Origin of the sequence: Pseudorhodoferax aquiterrae (genome assembly GCF_014652235.1) — a bacterium.
GTDB classification, from domain to species: domain Bacteria; phylum Pseudomonadota; class Gammaproteobacteria; order Burkholderiales; family Burkholderiaceae_C; genus Pseudorhodoferax; species Pseudorhodoferax aquiterrae.
The window spans coordinates 10,076-26,244 of sequence record NZ_BMYK01000041.1 but is presented as its reverse complement, the minus strand read 5'-3'; the positions used below and the strand labels follow the sequence as shown (position 1 = coordinate 26,244).

15 protein-coding genes are annotated in these 16,169 nt (G+C 71.0%); 2 read left to right on the top strand and 13 right to left on the bottom strand.

Going from position 1 to position 16,169, the window contains the following annotated elements; genetic code table 11:
- Nucleotides 1-5: 5 nt before the first annotated feature.
- From IE209_RS31225 to IE209_RS31200, 6 genes are read right to left on the bottom strand one after another with little or no spacing between them, the layout of a single operon-like run.
- The gene (locus tag IE209_RS31225; protein ID WP_189690759.1) at nucleotides 6-791 is read right to left on the bottom strand and encodes an ATP-binding cassette domain-containing protein; all 786 of its coding nucleotides are present in this window, start codon (nucleotides 789-791) and stop codon (nucleotides 6-8) included.
- On the bottom strand, nucleotides 788-1,753 hold the full coding sequence (locus IE209_RS31220) for an aliphatic sulfonate ABC transporter substrate-binding protein (protein ID WP_189690758.1): 966 nt from the start codon (nucleotides 1,751-1,753) through the stop codon (nucleotides 788-790). The genes IE209_RS31225 and IE209_RS31220 overlap by 4 nt, the downstream gene beginning before the upstream one ends.
- Nucleotides 1,754-1,758: 5 nt before the next feature.
- On the bottom strand, nucleotides 1,759-2,616 hold the full coding sequence (gene ssuC / locus IE209_RS31215; protein WP_373305465.1) for an aliphatic sulfonate ABC transporter permease SsuC: 858 nt from the start codon (nucleotides 2,614-2,616) through the stop codon (nucleotides 1,759-1,761).
- Between the two features lie 15 nt (nucleotides 2,617-2,631).
- Nucleotides 2,632-3,819: an FMNH2-dependent alkanesulfonate monooxygenase gene (gene ssuD, locus IE209_RS31210; protein WP_189690757.1), complete on the bottom strand. Its 1,188-nt coding sequence runs from the start codon at nucleotides 3,817-3,819 to the stop codon at nucleotides 2,632-2,634.
- Nucleotides 3,820-3,847: 28 nt separating this feature from the next.
- Nucleotides 3,848-4,807 carry a sulfonate ABC transporter substrate-binding protein gene (locus tag IE209_RS31205; protein WP_189690756.1) on the bottom strand — a complete coding sequence of 320 codons (960 nt, stop codon included), beginning with the start codon at nucleotides 4,805-4,807 and terminating at the stop codon, nucleotides 3,848-3,850.
- A gap of 21 nt (nucleotides 4,808-4,828) precedes the next feature.
- Nucleotides 4,829-5,854 (bottom strand): sulfonate ABC transporter substrate-binding protein, encoded by a 1,026-nt coding sequence (locus IE209_RS31200; protein ID WP_189690755.1) that lies wholly within the window; start codon nucleotides 5,852-5,854, stop codon nucleotides 4,829-4,831.
- Between the two features lie 261 nt (nucleotides 5,855-6,115).
- Here IE209_RS31200 and IE209_RS31195 point away from each other — a divergent pair, with 261 nt between their 5' ends.
- Nucleotides 6,116-6,844, top strand: a complete 729-nt coding sequence (locus IE209_RS31195; RefSeq protein WP_189690754.1) for a sulfite exporter TauE/SafE family protein — start codon at nucleotides 6,116-6,118, stop codon at nucleotides 6,842-6,844.
- 1 nt (nucleotide 6,845) lies between these two features.
- Here the strand turns inward: IE209_RS31195 and IE209_RS31190 are convergent, their stop codons facing one another.
- The 5 genes from IE209_RS31190 to IE209_RS31175 form a co-directional block, all read right to left on the bottom strand.
- On the bottom strand, nucleotides 6,846-9,149 hold the full coding sequence (locus tag IE209_RS31190) for an FdhF/YdeP family oxidoreductase (RefSeq protein ID WP_189690753.1): 2,304 nt from the start codon (nucleotides 9,147-9,149) through the stop codon (nucleotides 6,846-6,848).
- A gap of 83 nt (nucleotides 9,150-9,232) precedes the next feature.
- The gene (locus IE209_RS31185; protein WP_189690752.1) at nucleotides 9,233-11,029 is read right to left on the bottom strand and encodes a YbhB/YbcL family Raf kinase inhibitor-like protein; all 1,797 of its coding nucleotides are present in this window, start codon (nucleotides 11,027-11,029) and stop codon (nucleotides 9,233-9,235) included.
- 118 nt (nucleotides 11,030-11,147) lie between these two features.
- The gene (locus tag IE209_RS31180; RefSeq protein WP_189690751.1) at nucleotides 11,148-11,546 is read right to left on the bottom strand and encodes a response regulator; all 399 of its coding nucleotides are present in this window, start codon (nucleotides 11,544-11,546) and stop codon (nucleotides 11,148-11,150) included.
- Nucleotides 11,540-11,674: a hypothetical protein gene (locus IE209_RS34275; protein WP_268245986.1), complete on the bottom strand. Its 135-nt coding sequence runs from the start codon at nucleotides 11,672-11,674 to the stop codon at nucleotides 11,540-11,542. The genes IE209_RS31180 and IE209_RS34275 overlap by 7 nt, the downstream gene beginning before the upstream one ends.
- 84 nt (nucleotides 11,675-11,758) lie before the next feature.
- The gene (locus IE209_RS31175) at nucleotides 11,759-12,397 is read right to left on the bottom strand and encodes a cysteine hydrolase family protein (RefSeq protein WP_189690750.1); all 639 of its coding nucleotides are present in this window, start codon (nucleotides 12,395-12,397) and stop codon (nucleotides 11,759-11,761) included.
- A 150-nt stretch (nucleotides 12,398-12,547) separates the two neighbouring features.
- Here IE209_RS31175 and IE209_RS31170 point away from each other — a divergent pair, with 150 nt between their 5' ends.
- On the top strand, nucleotides 12,548-14,983 hold the full coding sequence (locus IE209_RS31170) for a catalase (RefSeq protein WP_189690749.1): 2,436 nt from the start codon (nucleotides 12,548-12,550) through the stop codon (nucleotides 14,981-14,983).
- A gap of 262 nt (nucleotides 14,984-15,245) precedes the next feature.
- Here IE209_RS31170 and IE209_RS31165 read toward each other — a convergent pair whose 3' ends face one another.
- Both IE209_RS31165 and IE209_RS31160 read right to left on the bottom strand, forming a co-directional pair.
- On the bottom strand, nucleotides 15,246-15,776 hold the full coding sequence (locus IE209_RS31165; RefSeq protein ID WP_189690748.1) for a DUF1003 domain-containing protein: 531 nt from the start codon (nucleotides 15,774-15,776) through the stop codon (nucleotides 15,246-15,248).
- Between the two features lie 25 nt (nucleotides 15,777-15,801).
- The gene (locus IE209_RS31160) at nucleotides 15,802-16,041 is read right to left on the bottom strand and encodes a hypothetical protein (RefSeq protein WP_189690747.1); all 240 of its coding nucleotides are present in this window, start codon (nucleotides 16,039-16,041) and stop codon (nucleotides 15,802-15,804) included.
- Nucleotides 16,042-16,169 lie beyond the last annotated feature (128 nt).

The following is a 16,169-nucleotide window of genomic DNA, read 5'->3' as shown; positions in this document are numbered from 1 at the left end:
AAGGTTCAGACCGCCCAGCGCAGGGCATGCGCCGGCTGCAGGCGGTCGGGTTCGGGTCGTTCGACCGCCGGCTTTTGCAGCACGCGGTCGAGGATGCGTTTTTCGATGGCCGCGAAGGCCGCGTCGCCCTGCGAACGCGGGCGCGCCAGCTCGATGCGCTGGTCCAGCGCGATGCGGCCATCCTCGATCAGCACCACGCGGTCGGCCAGGGCCACGGCCTCCTGCACGTCGTGCGTGACCAGCAGCGCCGTGAAGCGGTGGCGCTGCCACAGGCCCTCGATCAGGCGGTGCATCTCGATGCGCGTGAGCGCGTCCAGCGCGCCCAGCGGCTCGTCGAGCAGCAGCAATTGCGGCCGGTGCACGAGCGCGCGTGCCAGGGCCACGCGCTGGCGCTGGCCGCCGGACAGGCGGGCCGGCCATTCGCGTGCGCGCTCGGCCAGGCCGACCTGGGCCAGCACCTCCTCGCCGCGCGGGCGCGCCGCTTCGGGCAGGCCCAGCAGCACGTTGTCCAGCACGCGTTTCCAGGGCAAGAGGCGCGCCTCCTGGAACATGATGCGGGTCTGCGGGTTCAGGCCCGCGATGGCCTGGCCATCCACCTGCAGGCTGCCACCGCTGGCCTCTTCCAGGCCGGCCACCAGGCGCAGCAAGGTGCTCTTGCCGCAGCCGCTGCGGCCCACGATGGCGATGAACTCGCCGGGCGCGATGTCCAGCTGCGTGTGCTGCAGGACAGTGCGCGCGCCGTAGCGCTTGGACAGGTTGCGCGCCTGCAGGCGCACGCCGCCTTCGCTCATGTCGCACTCCCGGGTTTGAACAGCGGAATGTCGAGCGCGTTCACGCGCCGCGGCAACAGCTTCTCGGCAAAGAAGGCGTCGGCGATCTTCTGCTGCTCCGCCAGGCCCGCAGGCACGGCCGCGCGCACGGCATAGCTGCGCCGGCCATTGGCCTGCAGCACGGTGGGCACGTCCACGCCCCAGACCGGCGCCAGCAGCGCGGCCGCGGCATCGGGGTTGGCCTTGACCCATTGGCCGGCCTTGGCCAGCTCGGCGTAGATCACCTCCAGCACGTCGGCGCGCGCCTGCGCGAACTTGGTGCTGGCCAGGTAGTAGCGCTGGTAGCTCGCGATGCCGGTGCCGTCGGCCAGAACGCGCGCATTCGATTGGCGCTGCGCGGCCGACAGGAACGGATCCCAGATCACCCAGGCGTCGATGGCGCCGCGCTCGAACGCGGCGCGGCCGTCGGCCGGGGTGAGGTAGGCGGGCTCGATGTCCTTGAACGACAGGCCGGCCTGCTCGAGCGCGGCGATCAGCAGGTAGTGCGCGCCGGCTGCCTTGGCGAAGCCGACCTTCTTGCCCTTGAGTTCGGCGACGCTGCGCAGCGGCGAGTCGGCGCGCACCACGATGGCCTGGGCCGTGGGCGACGGCGCCTCCTGCGCGACGAAGGTCAGCTGCGCGCCGGCGGCCTGGGCGAACACCGGCACGGTGTCGGCCACGTCGGCGCTGAAGTCCAGGTTGTCCAGGTTCAGCGCTTCGAGCAGCGGCAGGCCGCTCGTGAACTCGTGCCAGCTGACCTTGGCGTTCAGCGGTGCGAGCCGGCGCTCCAGCGTGCCCTGGGCCTTGAGCACCACGGTCAGCGTGGACGACTTCTGGTAGCCGATGCGCACGGTGGCGGGCGCGGGCTGGGGCCAGACGGCACCGGCGGCCAGCGATGCCGCGGCGCCGAGCAACGTGCGGCGATGCAGGGAGATGGATGTCATGGCATTCACTTGTTGTAGCCCGGGTGCCAGCGCAGCCACCAGTGCTCCAGGCCGCGGGCCAAGAGATCGGCCAGCTTGCCGAGCAGCGCATAGAGCAGGATGCCGACCAGCACCACGTCGGTCTGCAGGAACTCGCGCGCGTTCATGGTCAGGTAGCCGATGCCGGCCTGGGCCGAGATGGTCTCGGCGACGATCAGGATCACCCACATCAGGCCCAGCGAGAAGCGCAGGCCCACGAGGATGGAGGACACCGCGCCGGGCAGGATCACCTCCTTGTAGAGCTGCCAGCGCGACAGGCCGTAGGTGCGGCCCATCTCGATCAGCTGCGGGTCCACGTTGCGGATGCCGTGGAAGGTGTTGAGGTAGATCGGGAAGAACACCGACACCGCGATCAGGAACAGCTTGGCCGACTCGTCGATGCCGAACCACAGGATCACGAGCGGGATCAGCGCCAGCGCCGGGATGTTGCGCACCATCTGGATGGTGGAGTCCAGCAGCGTCTCGAAGAACTTGACCGAGCCCGTCAGCAGGCCCAGCAGCAGCCCCAGGCCGCCGCCGATGGCCAGGCCCAGCAACGCGCGGCCGGCGCTGACCTTCACGTGCGTCCAAAGTTCGCCCGAGGCGGTCAGTGTCCAGGCGGCCGTGACCACGTCGACGGGTGCGGGCAGCACGCGCGTGGACAGCCAGCCCAGGCTGGAGGCTGCCTGCCAGACCACGATCAGCAGCACCGGCACGAGCCAGGGCAGCAGTTGGCGCGCCGCGCCGGCGATCCAGGCCGGTGCTTCGCTGCGCTCGGGTGGGTCCGTCACGTCCGGCAGCGGCGTGACCTGCGGTTCGCGGATCTCGGAACTCAGCGTGCTCATCGCGCTTTCCTCGCCTCAGCTCTGGGAAGCCAGCCGCGCCGGCGCATCCAGGTTGGCCACGACCTCGCCGAACGGTCCCGTCACGTTGCCGCCGGCCAGCCGCTCGCGCAGCCGCAGCGGCAACAGCGGGAACACGAGTTCGGCGAAGCGGTAGGCCTCTTCCAGGTGCGGGTAGCCCGACAGGATGAAGGTCTCGATGCCGAGCTCGGCGTACTCCTGGATGCGTGCCGCCACGCTCTGTGGGCTGCCCACAAGGGCGGTGCCGGCACCGCCGCGCACCAGGCCGACACCGGCCCACAGGTTGGGGCTGATCTCCAGCGCCGCACGCGAGCGGCTGTGGGCGCCGCCCTGGGCGCGCGCCTTGGCGTGCAGCGCGGCCATGCGTTGCTGGCCCACCGAATCCATCTTGGCGAACACCGCCTGGGCGCGCTCCACCGTGGCATCGTCGAGCCGGCTGATCAGCGCGTCGGCCGCGGCCCAGGCTTCCTCCTCGGTCTCACGCACGATCACGTGCAGCCGGATGCCGAACTGCAGCTTGCGGCCCTGTTGCGCCGCGCGCGTGCGCACGGCTTCGACCTTGCCGGCCACATCGGCCGGCGGCTCGCCCCAGGTCAGGTAGGCCTCGACCTGCTCGGCCGCCAGGTCCTGCGCGGCCGGAGAGGAGCCACCGAACCACACCGGCGGATGCGGCTTCTGCACCGGCGGGTACAGCAGCCGCGCGCCCTTCACGCTCAGGTGCTTGCCCGCGAAGTCATAGGTGTCCGTGCCATGGCTGCGCGCGAGGATCTCGCGCCAGATGCGGATGAACTCGGCCGATTGCTCGTAGCGTGTGGCGTGGTCCTGGAACACGCCGTCGCCTTCGAGCTCGCCCTGGTCGCCACCGGTCACCAGGTTCACGAGCAGGCGCCCGCCCGAGAGGCGGTCGAAGGTGGCGGCCATGCGCGCGGCCAGCGCCGGCTGGTGCAGGCCGGGCCGCACGGCCACGAGGAACTTCAGGCGCTGCGTCGCGCCGACCAGGCTGGAGGCGATGACCCAGGGGTCTTCGCAGGAGCGGCCGGTGGGGATCAGCACGCCCTCGTAGCCCAGACGGTCGGCCGCGCCGGCCACCTGTTGCAGGTAGGAAAGATCGACCTGGCGCGCACCTTCGCCGGTGCCCAGGTAACGGCTGTCGCCGTGGGTGGGGAGGAACCAGAAGACTTGCATGGCTGTGGGGACAGTGGTGGGAACGGGATCAGGCGGCGATGCCGGGGGCGGCGGCCTCGAGCACCTTGATCGGCTTGGGGATGAGCTTCAATGCGTGGAAGGTGTCGGCGATCTGTTGCTGCTCTGCGAGGATGGCGCGCGTGATCGGCGTCGTGCCGTAGCGGCTGCGGCCGACCGACAGGTCCAGCACCGGCTTGGGCAGGCCCAGCAGCGTGGCCAGTTCGCCCGCGAAGGCGTCCTTGTTGGCCTCCGACCAGCGGTCCAGCGCGTTGATCTCCTCGGTCACGGCGGCCAGCACATCGGCGTTCTTCGCCGCATAGTCCAGCGAGGAGAAGTAGTAGGCCCGGTTACCCACCACGCCCTGCGCATCGGCCAGCACGCGGGCGCCCAGCGTCTTTTCGGCGGCGGCCAGGAACGGGTCCCAGATCACCCAGGCGTCGACCGAGCCCTTCTCGAAGGCCGCGCGCGCATCGGCCGGCGGCAGGTAGACCAGGTTCAGATCGCCGTACGCCAGGCCGTGCTTTTCGAACAGCTTGACGATGAAGTAATGGACGTTGCTGCCCTTGTTCAGCGCGATCTTCTTGCCCTTGAGGTCGGCCACGCTCCGGACGGCCGACTGCGCGGGCACCAGCACCGCCTCCGAGGCCGGGCGCGGCACGGTGGCGGCCACGTAGGCCAGCGGGGCGCCCGCGGCCTGGGCGAAGATCGGCGGAGCCTCGCCCACGTCGCCGAAGTCGATCGAGCCGACGTTGAGCGCCTCCAGCTGCACCGGGCCGGCCGTGAACTCGGTCCACTTGATGGCCACGCCCAGCGGCGCCAGACGCTTGTCCAGCGTGCCGCGGCCCTTGAGCACGTTGAGCGCGCCCTTCTGGTGGCCGATGCGCAGCGTGCGCTGCGGCGCCTGCGCGAACGCGCCGAAAGTGGGCAGGGCGATAGCCGCTGCCGTGGCCTGGACCAGCCGGCGGCGCGCAAGGGAGATGGAAGTCATGTCTCGGTTCTCTGGGAGGGATCAGTCCTGGGCGAACACCACGGCCTCGCTGACCTTGATCGGCTTGGGAATCAGCTTGAGCGCGTGGAAGGTGTCGGCGATCCGTTGCTGGTCGGCCGCCACTTCGCGGGTGATGGGCTTGACGTTGAACTCGTAGCGGGACAGCGCCAGTTCGACGACGTCCACCGGCAGGCCTTGCAGCGGCGCGATGAGTTCTGCCGCCTGGCGCAGGTTCTTCTTGAGCCAGATGCCCTGCTCCACCGCATCGGCGAACAGCGCCTGCACGACCTTGGGGTTCTTCTGCACGAAGCCGCGCTCGCCCAGGTAGTACTGGTAGTTGTTGACCACGTCGGGCGTGCCGTCGGCCAGCATGCGGGCGCCGCCGGCCTTCTCCGCTGCGGCCTGGAACGGGTCCCAGATCACCCAGGCGTCGACGTTCCTGCTCTCGAACGCGGCACGGCCGTCGGCCGGAGGCAGGTAGATGGGCTGGATGTCGGACAGCTTCAGGCCGTTCTTCTCCAGCTGCTTGACCAGCAGGTAGTGCACGTTGCTGCCCTTGTTCAGCGCGACCTTCTTGCCCTTGAGGTCGGCCACGCTCTGGATCGGCGAATCCTTGGCGACCAGGATGGCCTCGGCGCGCGGCGCGGCCGGATCGACGCCGATGTAGACGAATCTGGCGCCGGCGGCCTGCGCGAAGATCGGTGGCGCCTCGCCCACGTAGCCCACGTCGACCGCGCCCACGTTCAGGCCTTCCAGCAGCTGCGGGCCGGCCGGGAACTCCACCCACTTCACGCCGAAGCCCAGCGGTGCGAGCCGCTTCTCCAGCGTGCCCTGCGCCTTTTGCAGCACGAACAGGCTGGCGGACTTCTGGTAGCCGATGCGTAGCTCTGGCCGGGTCTGCGCCTTCACGGGCATGGACAGCAGGCCCACGGCCAGCGCGATGACGGCGACGGCCAGCAGCGCAGCGCCGAAATGGCGCAATGCGCTGCGCCAGAACGGCGCTTCAGGGGTGGGCGCTTCGGCTGGCGCGGGGGGACGGGGCAGCATGGACGGGTCTCCAACAAAGGGGATGGCGCCAGTGTCCGAAGCCCTGTCTCTGATGAGAACGAATAAATGTGCGCGCGCTTATGCGTTTTCCGAGCAAGCGAGCCGCTGCATCCACTGCCCAGCGATTGGGCAATCCGTCGCAGGCCGCGCCGTTGCTGGGCCCGCTGCCACTGCCCCGGCCTTCTTCACAGTGTTGTCCACAGGAGCTGGGGGCAACCGAGGGTCCGCGCGCCACAATCGGCGCCAAGGGAGTGACACAGGATGCTGGAGGGCTATGCGGCGGTGCTGCTGGTGGGGCTGGTCGCGGGGGCGGTCAGCGGCGTGATCGGCACGGGATCGTCGGTGATGCTGCTGCCGGTGCTGGTCCACGCCTTCGGGCCCAGGCAGGCCGTGCCCATCATGGCGGTGGCGGCCGTGGTCGGCAACGCTTCTCGCGTGCTGGCCTGGTGGCGCCTGGTGGACTGGCGCGCCGTCTGCGCCTACGCCCTGCCCGGCGCGCCGGCCGCGGCGCTGGGCGCGCGCACGCTGTGGGCCCTGCCCGCGCACGCCGTGGACATCGCGCTCGGCCTGTTCTTCGTGCTCATGGTGCCGCTGCGCCACTGGCTGCAGCGGCGCCAGTGGCGGCTGCAGCTGTGGCAGCTGGCCGTGGCCGGTGCCGTCATCGGCTACCTGACCGGCCTGGTGCTGTCGACCGGGCCGCTCAGCGTGCCGGCCTTCTCGGCCTACGGCCTGGTCAAGGGCGCTTTCATCGGCAGCGAGGCGGCCAGTGCACTGCTGCTGTACGTGGCCAAGTCGCTGGCCTTCGCGCAGCTCGGGGGTCTGCCCTGGGACGTGCTGGCCAAGGGGCTCATCGTGGGCGCCGCGCTGATGGGCGGCACCTTCGCCGGCAAGGCCTCCGTGCTGCGCCTGCCCGAGACCCTGTTCCAGCGCCTGCTGGACGCATTGCTGCTGCTCTCGGGCCTGGCCCTGCTGGCGGCCGCCTGGCGCTGATTCAGGCGCTGGCGCGTTCCACGCGCACCGGGATGCACTTGGCGGCCGGCACCTGGCTGCCCTCGGCATGGTGGCCGAGCGGCACGAGCGGATTGCATTCGGGGAAGTAGCCGGCCGCCGAGCCGGCCGGCAGGTCGTAGGGCAGCGCACGCAGCCCGTGCAGGCGGCGCTGGTGGCCATCGTCGGCCACCCCGTGCACCAGCACGGCATCGCCCTCGGCCAGGCCGCGCGCGGCCATGTCGTCCGGGTGCATGAGCAGCACGCTGCGCGTGCCCCAGACGTTGCGGAAGCGGTCGTCCAGGCTGTAGACGGTGGTGTTGAACTGGTCGTCGCTGCGCAGCGTCATGAGGCGCAGCACGTCGGGCGGCGCCTGCGGCGCGGGCGCGGGCGGCAGCACGAAGCAGGCCTTGCCGCTGTCGGTCTTCCAGACCCGCTCGCGCGCGGGGTTGGGCTTGGCGATGCCGCCGGGTTCACGCAGCCGCGCGTTGAAGTCCTGGAACACCTCGGGCCAGGTCGCCTCGATGGCCTCGCGCACCAGCGCGTAGTCGTGCGTCCAGCGTGCCCAGGGCACTTCGGCACGCGGCTCCAGCGTGGCCTGGGCCAGCGCGGCGACGATGGCCAGTTCGGAACGCAGGCCCGGGTCGGCGGGCTCGGCCACGCCGTCCGACGCGTGGAAGCAGCCCGTGGAATCCTCCACCGAGACGGTCTGCGCGCCGCTGCCCTGGCGGTCGATCTCGATGCGGCCCAGGCAGGGCAGCAGCCAGGCCGCGCGGCCGGGCACGAGGTGGCTGCGGTTGAGCCGCGTGGCCACGTGCACCGTGAGCTGCAGCCGGCCCCAGGCCGCTTCCAGCCGTTCGGTGTCGGGCGCGGCACGCAGGAAGTTGCCGCCCAGGCCGACGAAGCCGCGCACCGCCCCGTGGAGCACGCCCTCGCAAGTGGCCACCGTGTTGCGGCCCGGCGTGCGCGGCGGCTCGAAGCGGTAGAGCTGCGCGAGCCGGTCCAGCGGCGCGAGTTCGGGCTTCTCGGTGATGCCCACCGTGCGCTGGCCCTGCACATTGGAGTGGCCGCGCACGGGGCAGATGCCGGCGCCGGGCTTGCCGATGTTGCCGCGCAGCAGCAGCAGGTTGCTGAGCATCTGCACGTTCGCCACGCCCTGGCGGTGCTGCGTGAGGCCCATGCCGTAGACACCCAGCACGGCACCCGCCGCGGCGTAGGTGGCGGCGGCCTGCTCCAGCGCAGCACGCGCCAGCCCGCTGTGCGACTCGATGTCCTGCCAGCGTGCCGCACGCAGGTGCGCGGCGAACGCCTCGAAGCCCTGGGTGTGCTCGGCAATGAAGGCCGCGTCGAGCACGCGCGGCGCACCGGCGGCCCGGGCCGCGTCGTCGGCCTCGACCAGCCACTTGCACAGGCCCGTCAGCGCCGCGATGTCGCCCCCGTTGCGCACCTGCAGGTACTGGGTGCTGATGGCGGTCTCCGCCGGTGTCAGCATCTCGCGCGGCGATTGCGGGTTCGCGAAGTGCACGAGCCCGACCTCCTTCAACGGATTGAAGGTCACGATGGGCACGCCGCGCGCCCTCGCTTCCTGCAGCTGGTGCAGCATGCGCGGGCTGCTGACGCCCACGTTCTGGCCGAAGAAGAAGATCGCCTCGGTCTGCGCGAAATCCTCCAGCGCTACCGTGCCCACCGGCACGCCGATGGTCTGGGGCAAGGCGACCGAGGTGCTCTCGTGGCACATGTTGGAGCTGTCGGGCAGGTTGTTGTTGCCGTACAGCCGCGCCAGCAGCTGGTACAGGTAGCTGGTCTCCAGCGAGGCCCGGCCCGAGGCATAGAAGACCACGGATTGCGGATCGTCTGCGCGAAGCGCGCGCAGTTCGGCGCCAATGGCCGCGAAGGCCTCTTCCCAGCCGACCGCCAGATAGCGGTCGCTCGCGGCGTCGTAGCGCATGGGGTGGGTGAGCCGGCCACCGGCTTCCAGCGCGTGGTCGCTGAAGCCGCGCAGCGCAGCCAGCGTGTGGGCCGCGAAGAAGTCCGGGCCCAGGCGCTTGTCCGTCAGTTCCCAGGCCGTGGCCTTGGCGCCGTTCTCGCAGAACTCGGCCAGGTGCGGCTTGGCCGGCTTGGCCCACGCGCAGCCCACGCAGGAAAAGCCGCCGGGCTTGTTCTGCCGGCGCAGCGCCTGGGCCGTGGCCAGCGGCGCGCCTTCGTGGACGAGGCTGCGCGCCACTGCCTTGATGGAGCCCCACCCGCCGGCGGCCTGGCCATAAGGTGGAAGCGGTTCGGGCCGGGCGCGGTCGTCGGTGGTGGGCATCGGGCGACTGTGCACGGGTGAATGCGCACGGTGCGTCGGCCAAGGCGGCCGCGGCGCGTAGGAGAACGAGCGCCATGCAGCGCTTACTTGGGCGGCGCAGCCTGTTGCTGGAAGATGCCCACCAGCACGCCCTTGGCCAACACATGGCCGCGCATCGCGGCGAGCAGCTCGTCGCGGTCGGCACCGGGCGGCAGGTCCAGCATGCGGTCCAGCGCGAAGACCTGGAAGTGGTAGCGGTGCGGCGGGTCCATCACCGGCGGCCGCGGACCGTAGTAGCCCGGCGAGCCGCGCGTGCCCGTGCCCTGCAGCACGCCCTCGGGCGCGGTCAGGCGCAGTTGCTCCTGCAGGCCCTCGGGCAGCTGCGTGGTGGAGGCCGGAATGTTCCAGGCCAGCCAGTGCACGAAGGGCGTGACCGGCCGGGCATCGGGATCTTCCATGACCAGCGCATAGGACTTTGCGCCGGGCACGGGATCCCAGCGCAGTTGCGGCGACACGCCGTCCGCATACTCGCTGTGGCGCAGCGGGATCGCACCCTGCGGCGCGATGCTGGCCGAAGCCACCTGCAGGCTGCCGGTGGTGCGCGTCTCCTCGCGCTCCAGGGCCAGCGGCACGCCGCTGCCGCGCATGGCCTGCGCGCGCATGGCCTCGGCGGGCGGCGCGGCGGCGCTGCCACCGGCGCCCTGCCCGGTGTAGGCAATGCGGTAGACCACGCCGTTGGCGTCGTCGGCCATCAGCAGCGCGCCGTCGCGCGCCATGGCCAGACCCACGGGCCGCGCGACGTGGGTGCTGCCGCCATCGGTCAGGAAGCCCGTGACGAAGGGCTCGAACTTCTGCGGCTCGCCATCGGAGAAGCGGATGCGCACGATCTCGTAACCCGAGGCGGGCTTGCGGTTCCACGAGCCGCGCATGGCGACGAAGGCATCGCCCTGGTACGCGGCCGGAAACATGCCCCCGGTATAGAACAGCATCTGCATGGGCGCGGCGTGGGCCGTGTAGCCCAGCACCATGGGCGTGCTGAGGGCCGCCCACTGCGCCTTGGAGATCTCGCCCACGGGCGTGCTCTGCGGGTTCACGCCGTCCTTGCCCCAGATGTGCGGCCAGCCGTACTGGCGGCCGCGCTCGATGCGGTTGAGCTCCTCGGGCTGCACCTCGTCGCCCAGGAAGTCGATGCCGTGGTCCATGCCCCACAGCGCGCCCGTGCGCGGCTCCCAGGCGAAGCCGATGGTGTTGCGCAGGCCGCTGGCGAAGATGGTGCGGCTCTTGCCGTCCGGTGCGATGCGCAGCATCGCCGCGTTCTCGGGGTTGGATTCGTTGCAGGCATTGCAGGTCGAGCCCACGCTCAGGTAGAGCATGCCGTCGGGGCCGAAGGCCATGGCGCGGTTGGGATGCTGGCCCGCGTCGGGCAGGTCGCCCAGCAGCATCTGCAGCGGGCCCAGCAGGCCGCCCTGCAGGATCGGCGCCCTGAACAGCTCCTTGACCGTGGCGATGTACAGCTGGCCATCGTGCACCGCCAGGCCGTGCGCCCCGGGCCGGTTGGCGACGATCACGCCCGCGCCGTCGGCACGGCCGTCGCCGTCATCGTCGCGCAGCAGCACCACGTCGCCCTGGTCGCGCCGGCTCAGGTAGACGCTGCCGTCGGGCGCCACCGCCAGGATGCGCGCATTCTTGAGCCCGGCCGCGAACACCGAGACGGCAAAGCCCGGCGGGGCCTGCAGGCCCTGCACGCGGGCCTGCGTCACTTCGACCTTGTCGGGCTTGAAGACATGGGTGCGGACCGGCACGTCGGTGCCGTCGCCCTGCTGGGCCGCGGCCGCCAGCGCACACAACGCGCCCAGGCCGAGCACGGCCGTGCGCAGGGAACGGGGAGGAAGAAGGGTCATGGACAAAGGGACGTTGGAGGAAACAGCGCAGCAGTCTGGGCACGCGCAGGCGCCGCCTCTGTCGGCGCAGGACGCGTCGGCGCGGCCGTCGCGTCCGACCGGCGGCGACGGCCTGCGCTCATGCCGCCGTGCAGGCCTGCCCGTCCGTGAAGCAGTACGCGAGGCAGGCGTCCAGTTCCGTGTCCTTGTCGAAGAAGCGGTCGGCGCCGAGCCGCAGGGCCTGTTGCCGCGCTTCGGGCCGCGCGTAGTTGGAGAGCATCACCACGCGCTGGTGCGCATGGCGCTTCAGGCAGTGCTTGAGCACGGTGTAGCCATTGCCGCTGGCCAGGAAGGCATCGACCAGGGCCAGATCCCAGCCATCGGCATGGGCCGCCAACCAGGCATTGGCCTCGTCGGCCGTGCACGCCTCATGGGCCACGGCGTGGCCGGCAGCGACAGCCCAGCGCCGCAGCTGCGCGCGCCAGTGCGGGTTGTCCTCCACGAGCAGCACGCGCAGCGCCGTCCGCTCCCTTACCAAGGGAAGAACACCGCGAACAGCAGGAAGCCGACGATGACGGCCGCCACGGTCAGGGTGCGCTTGTTCGCGTGACGGTTGCGGCTGGAGGAAGTGGGCACGGCGCCAGGGGTGTTCTTGGGAGCGTTCATGGGCTCAGCATGGCAGGCCGTGGCAGCCGCGCGCGTCGGACGGGAGCGCAAAGCCTGCGCGGACGGCTTCGCCTGTGGCGTGGCTCAGCCGGGCTGCGCGACCACCCGGCCCGCGCGCGTCCGGCCCGCGCCTGCCGTGGAGGCGCGCACGTCGCATTTCATGACGGTGGCCATGTGCCGCAGCGCGCGGCGCTTGGCCTCGGGCGTCTCGGCGGCGGTGCAGTCCGAAGGCACCCAGGCGCTGTAGCCGTGCATGTAGGCCTCCGCGGTGCTCAGCTGCACGCACATGTCGGCGGCCAGGCCCACGAGCACGATCTCGCGCGCCTGCATCTGGCGCAGCAGCAGGTCCAGCGGTGTCGCGAAGAAGGCCGAATGGCGCGGCTTGAGGATGGTCAGGTCCTGCGGCGCCGGGGCCAGCAGCCGCGCGATCTGGCCGCGCGGGCCGGGCAGTGCCTGGCAGGCGCGCAGCACGTCGCTGAACTCGGCATGCCAGGTGCCGTAGTGGTCGTTGGCGTAGATGGCCGGCACGCCGGCCTGGGCCAGCCGCTGCTTGAGCCGCGCCGTGGCCCGCGCGGCGCGCAGCGCACCGGGCAGCAGGCGCTCGGCCCCGGGGAAGTCCAGCGGGTTGATGAAATCCACGAGCACCAGCACGCGCTCGGCATGCGGCAGCGGCGTGGCGCGCAGTGCGGGTTGGGCATCGGCCGCAGGCGTCTGGCGAGGCATGCCGCGCAGCCTACGGGGCCCGCCGCGTGCCCATCCGTCGGCCGTCCGCGCATCTGCGGCAGTCGCGGCGTCCTACACCGCTGCACGGGGCGCCCGCGTAGCGTGTCGGGTCGGCAATGTCGCCGCGACACACAGGACCCCACGAACACCATGGCCAAGTCTCCCAAGTCCGCCGCTGCGCCCCGCGCCACCCCTGCCCGTTCCCGCAGCTCCCGGGCGCCGGCGCACCACACCGACAGCGGCCCGGCCGAGGGCCCGGCCAGCGATCCGGCCGATCCTGCGGCCCGGCAGAAAGCCGAAGTGCAGGCCCTGGCGGCCGGCATGCCGTCCAACCCGACCAAACCCGACGAACATGGCTTTGTGAACGGCGTGGCGCCCAAGCCCGGCGTGAGCATCGCGCCGCCGTCGCGGCTACCGGGGGCGAGCACGCTGTCGGAAGCCAATGCCTCGGCCAAGACCGGCGGCGTGGCACCGGAGGGCGGCAACCCGACCGTGGACCCGCTGGACCGCGTGCGCGTGGATTCCACCGGCCAGCGCCTGACCACCAACCAGGGCGTGCCCATCGCCGACAACCAGAACTCGCTCAAGTACGGGGTGCGCGGCCCCGTGCTGCTGGAAGACTTCATCCTGCGCGAGAAGATCACGCACTTCGACCACGAGCGCATCCCCGAACGCATCGTGCATGCGCGCGGCTCCGGCGCGCACGGCTTCTTCGAGTGCTATGCGCCGCTCACGCAATACACCAAGGCGGCGCCGTTCCGCGAGGCCGGCAAGGTCACGCCGGTGTTCGTGCGCTTTTCCACCGTGCAGGGCGAGCGCGGCTCCAAGGACACCGCGCGCGACGTGCGCGGCTTCGCCGTGAAGTTCTACACCGACGAGGGCAACTGGGATCTGGTGGGCAACAACATCCCGGTGTTCTTCATCCAGGACGCGATGAAGTTCCCCGACCTCGTGCACGCCGTCAAGCCCGAACCGCACCACGGCATGCCGCAGGCGGCCAGCGCGCACGACACCTTCTGGGACTTCGTCTCGCTGATGCCCGAGTCCACCCACATGCTGATGTGGGTGATGTCCGACCGTGCCATTCCGCGCAGCTACGCCACCATGCAGGGCTTCGGCGTGCACAGCTACCGCTTCGTCAACGAGGACGGCGATTCGGTGTTCGTCAAGTTCCACTGGACGCCCAAGGCCGGCACGCATTCGCTGGTCTGGGACGAGGCCGTGAAGATCTCCGGCGCCGACCCCGACTACCACCGCCGCGACCTGTGGGAGCGCATCGAGTCGGGCAACTACCCCGAGTACGAGCTCGGCGTGCAGGTCTTCACCGAGGAGGAAGCCGAACGCTTCAGCTTCGACATCCTGGACGCCACCAAGATCATTCCCGAGGAGCTGGTCCCGGTGCAGCCCGTGGGCCGCATGGTGCTGAACCGCAACCCCGACAACTTCTTCGCCGAGACCGAGCAGGTGGCCTTCTGCACCGCGCACGTGGTGCCTGGCATCGACTTCTCCAACGACCCGCTGCTGGCCGGCCGCATCCATTCCTACGTCGACACGCAGATCTCGCGCCTGGGCGGGCCGAACTTCCACGAGATCCCGATCAACGCGCCGATCGCGCCCGTGCACAACAACCAGCGCGACGGCATGCACCGCCAGGCCATCCACCGTGGCCGCGTGTCCTACGAGCCCAACTCGCTGGCCGGCGGCTGCCCGTTCCAGGCCGGTGCGGTGCAAGGCTTCGTCTCGGTGCCGGCGCGCATCGCTGCCAAGGCGGAACAGGGCAAGGTGCGCGCCAAGCCCGAGAAGTTCGCCGACCACTACACCCAGGCCACGCTGTTCTACGAGAGCCAGAGCCCGGTGGAGCAGGCGCACATCGCGCAGGCCTTCCGCTTCGAGCTGTCCAAGCTCACGGTGCCGGCCGTGCGCGAACGCATGGTGGCCTCGCTGCGCAACGTGTCCGAGACGCTGGCGCGCAAGGTGGCCGACGGCCTGGGCATGCGCACGCTGCCCGAGCCGCTGCCGCGCGCACTGGCCAAGCCGGCCAAGCCCGAGGTGCGCCAATCGCCCGCGCTGTCGCTGCTGGCCCGCCCGGGCGAGATGGGCATCCGCGCGCGCATGGTCGCGCTGCTGGCCGCCGATGGCGCGGACGGGGCCTTGCTGCAGGCCCAGGTCGCGGCCCTGGCCGACCAGGGCGCCGCACCGCGCATCGTCGGACCGCACGTGGGCGCGATCACCACGGCCCAGGGCGACACGGTGCAGGCCGATGCCTCGCTCGAGAACGAGCCCGGCTTCCTGTTCGATGCAGTGGTGCTGCCGCAAGGCGCCGAGGCCATCGCCGCACTGGCCGCCAACGGGCAGGCGCTGGAGTTCGTGAAGGACCAGTACCGCCACGGCAAGACGCTGCTGGTGCCGGCCGATGCGCGCGCGCTGCTGGAGCAGGCCGGCATCCCCTGGGAACTGCCAGACGGCAGCGCCGACCCGGGCCTGGTGCCCGGCGATGGCGATGGCGAGGCGGCGCTGCAGGCCTTCGCGCAAACCGTGGCGCGCCACCGCCACCCCGAGCGCGAGACCGATCCACCCCGGGTCTGAGAAGCTGTGAACGAATCCCTCACGGCCACGCGAGGCCCCGTGAAAGCCGGCTTGCATGGTCAGCGTCGCGCCCCGGGGCCTCGCCCTTCGGGCCGGGGCACGCCAAGCCACAGGCGGGCGTTGCAGTCCTTGCCCGGGCACGAGCCCGGGCGGCGGCCTGCGCCTACGCCTGTGGCCCGGCGTACCCAGTCGTGACCGTGATCGATTCATTCACAGCTTCTGACTCCGCCGCGCCGGCCGCATCCACGGTGCGGCCGCACCCTCAGCGGCGGTCTTCCGGGTAGGCCTGGTCGATCTGGCGCGCCAGGTTGTCCGGGCGCGTGGCCTCCTCCAGGGCCGCCAGGCCGCCCGAGGGATCCTCCACGCCGAGCTTGTCGGCGATGCGCGCGAGCAGCTGCAGCGCCTTGGTGTTCTCCTGCTCGGTCAGCAGGTTGATCTGCAGGTCCAGCTTGTTGCGCCGCTCGGTGATGCGCATCTCGTGGTTCTGGCTCATGAGCACGAAGGTGGACAGGAAGATCGCCTCCAGCGACACCACCAGCACCAGGAAGGTGAAGGGATAGGGGTCGAAATGCGGCAGCATGGGCAGGCTGTTGAAGGCGATCCAGCCGCCGAACCAGGCCACGTGCAGCCAGACGAACTGGATGCGCACGCACCAATGGGCGATGCGCGCCGCGGCCCGGTCGGCCGCGGTCTCCTGCCGTGCCGCAGCGTCGTCCAGATGACGCATGGCGCGCACGTTGTGCGCGGTGAGTTCCTCGGCCGAGCCGGGATCGCGGTAGCTCGATTCGGCCATGGCGGTGTGCGCAGGCCCGCAGCTCTCAGCGCGCCCAGCCCTTCCTCTGGGGACGCTGCTGGGCCTGGATGTCGACCGCCTTCTTGACCACCGGCCTGTCCTGCGCGTCGGTGTCGACGACCTCCTCGAGGTCGATGTCCTTGACCTCCATGTCGGCCTCCTCTTCGAGTTCCTGCAGCACGGCGCCGACCTTGCGCTCGGCTTCGTCCACTTTTTCGGTGTCGGGCTGTTTGCTGCGGATGCCCAGGCCGTGGGATGGCGCCATGTCGTGTTTCCTCCGGTGTGTGGTGGTGGGACGCAGTGCAGGGCCGCAGCCGACGGATGCGTGCGAGTCCACTGCACCCGTTGTACGCAGCGACGCGCGGGGCGCGGTGTCGGCGGCGGGCGGCGCGC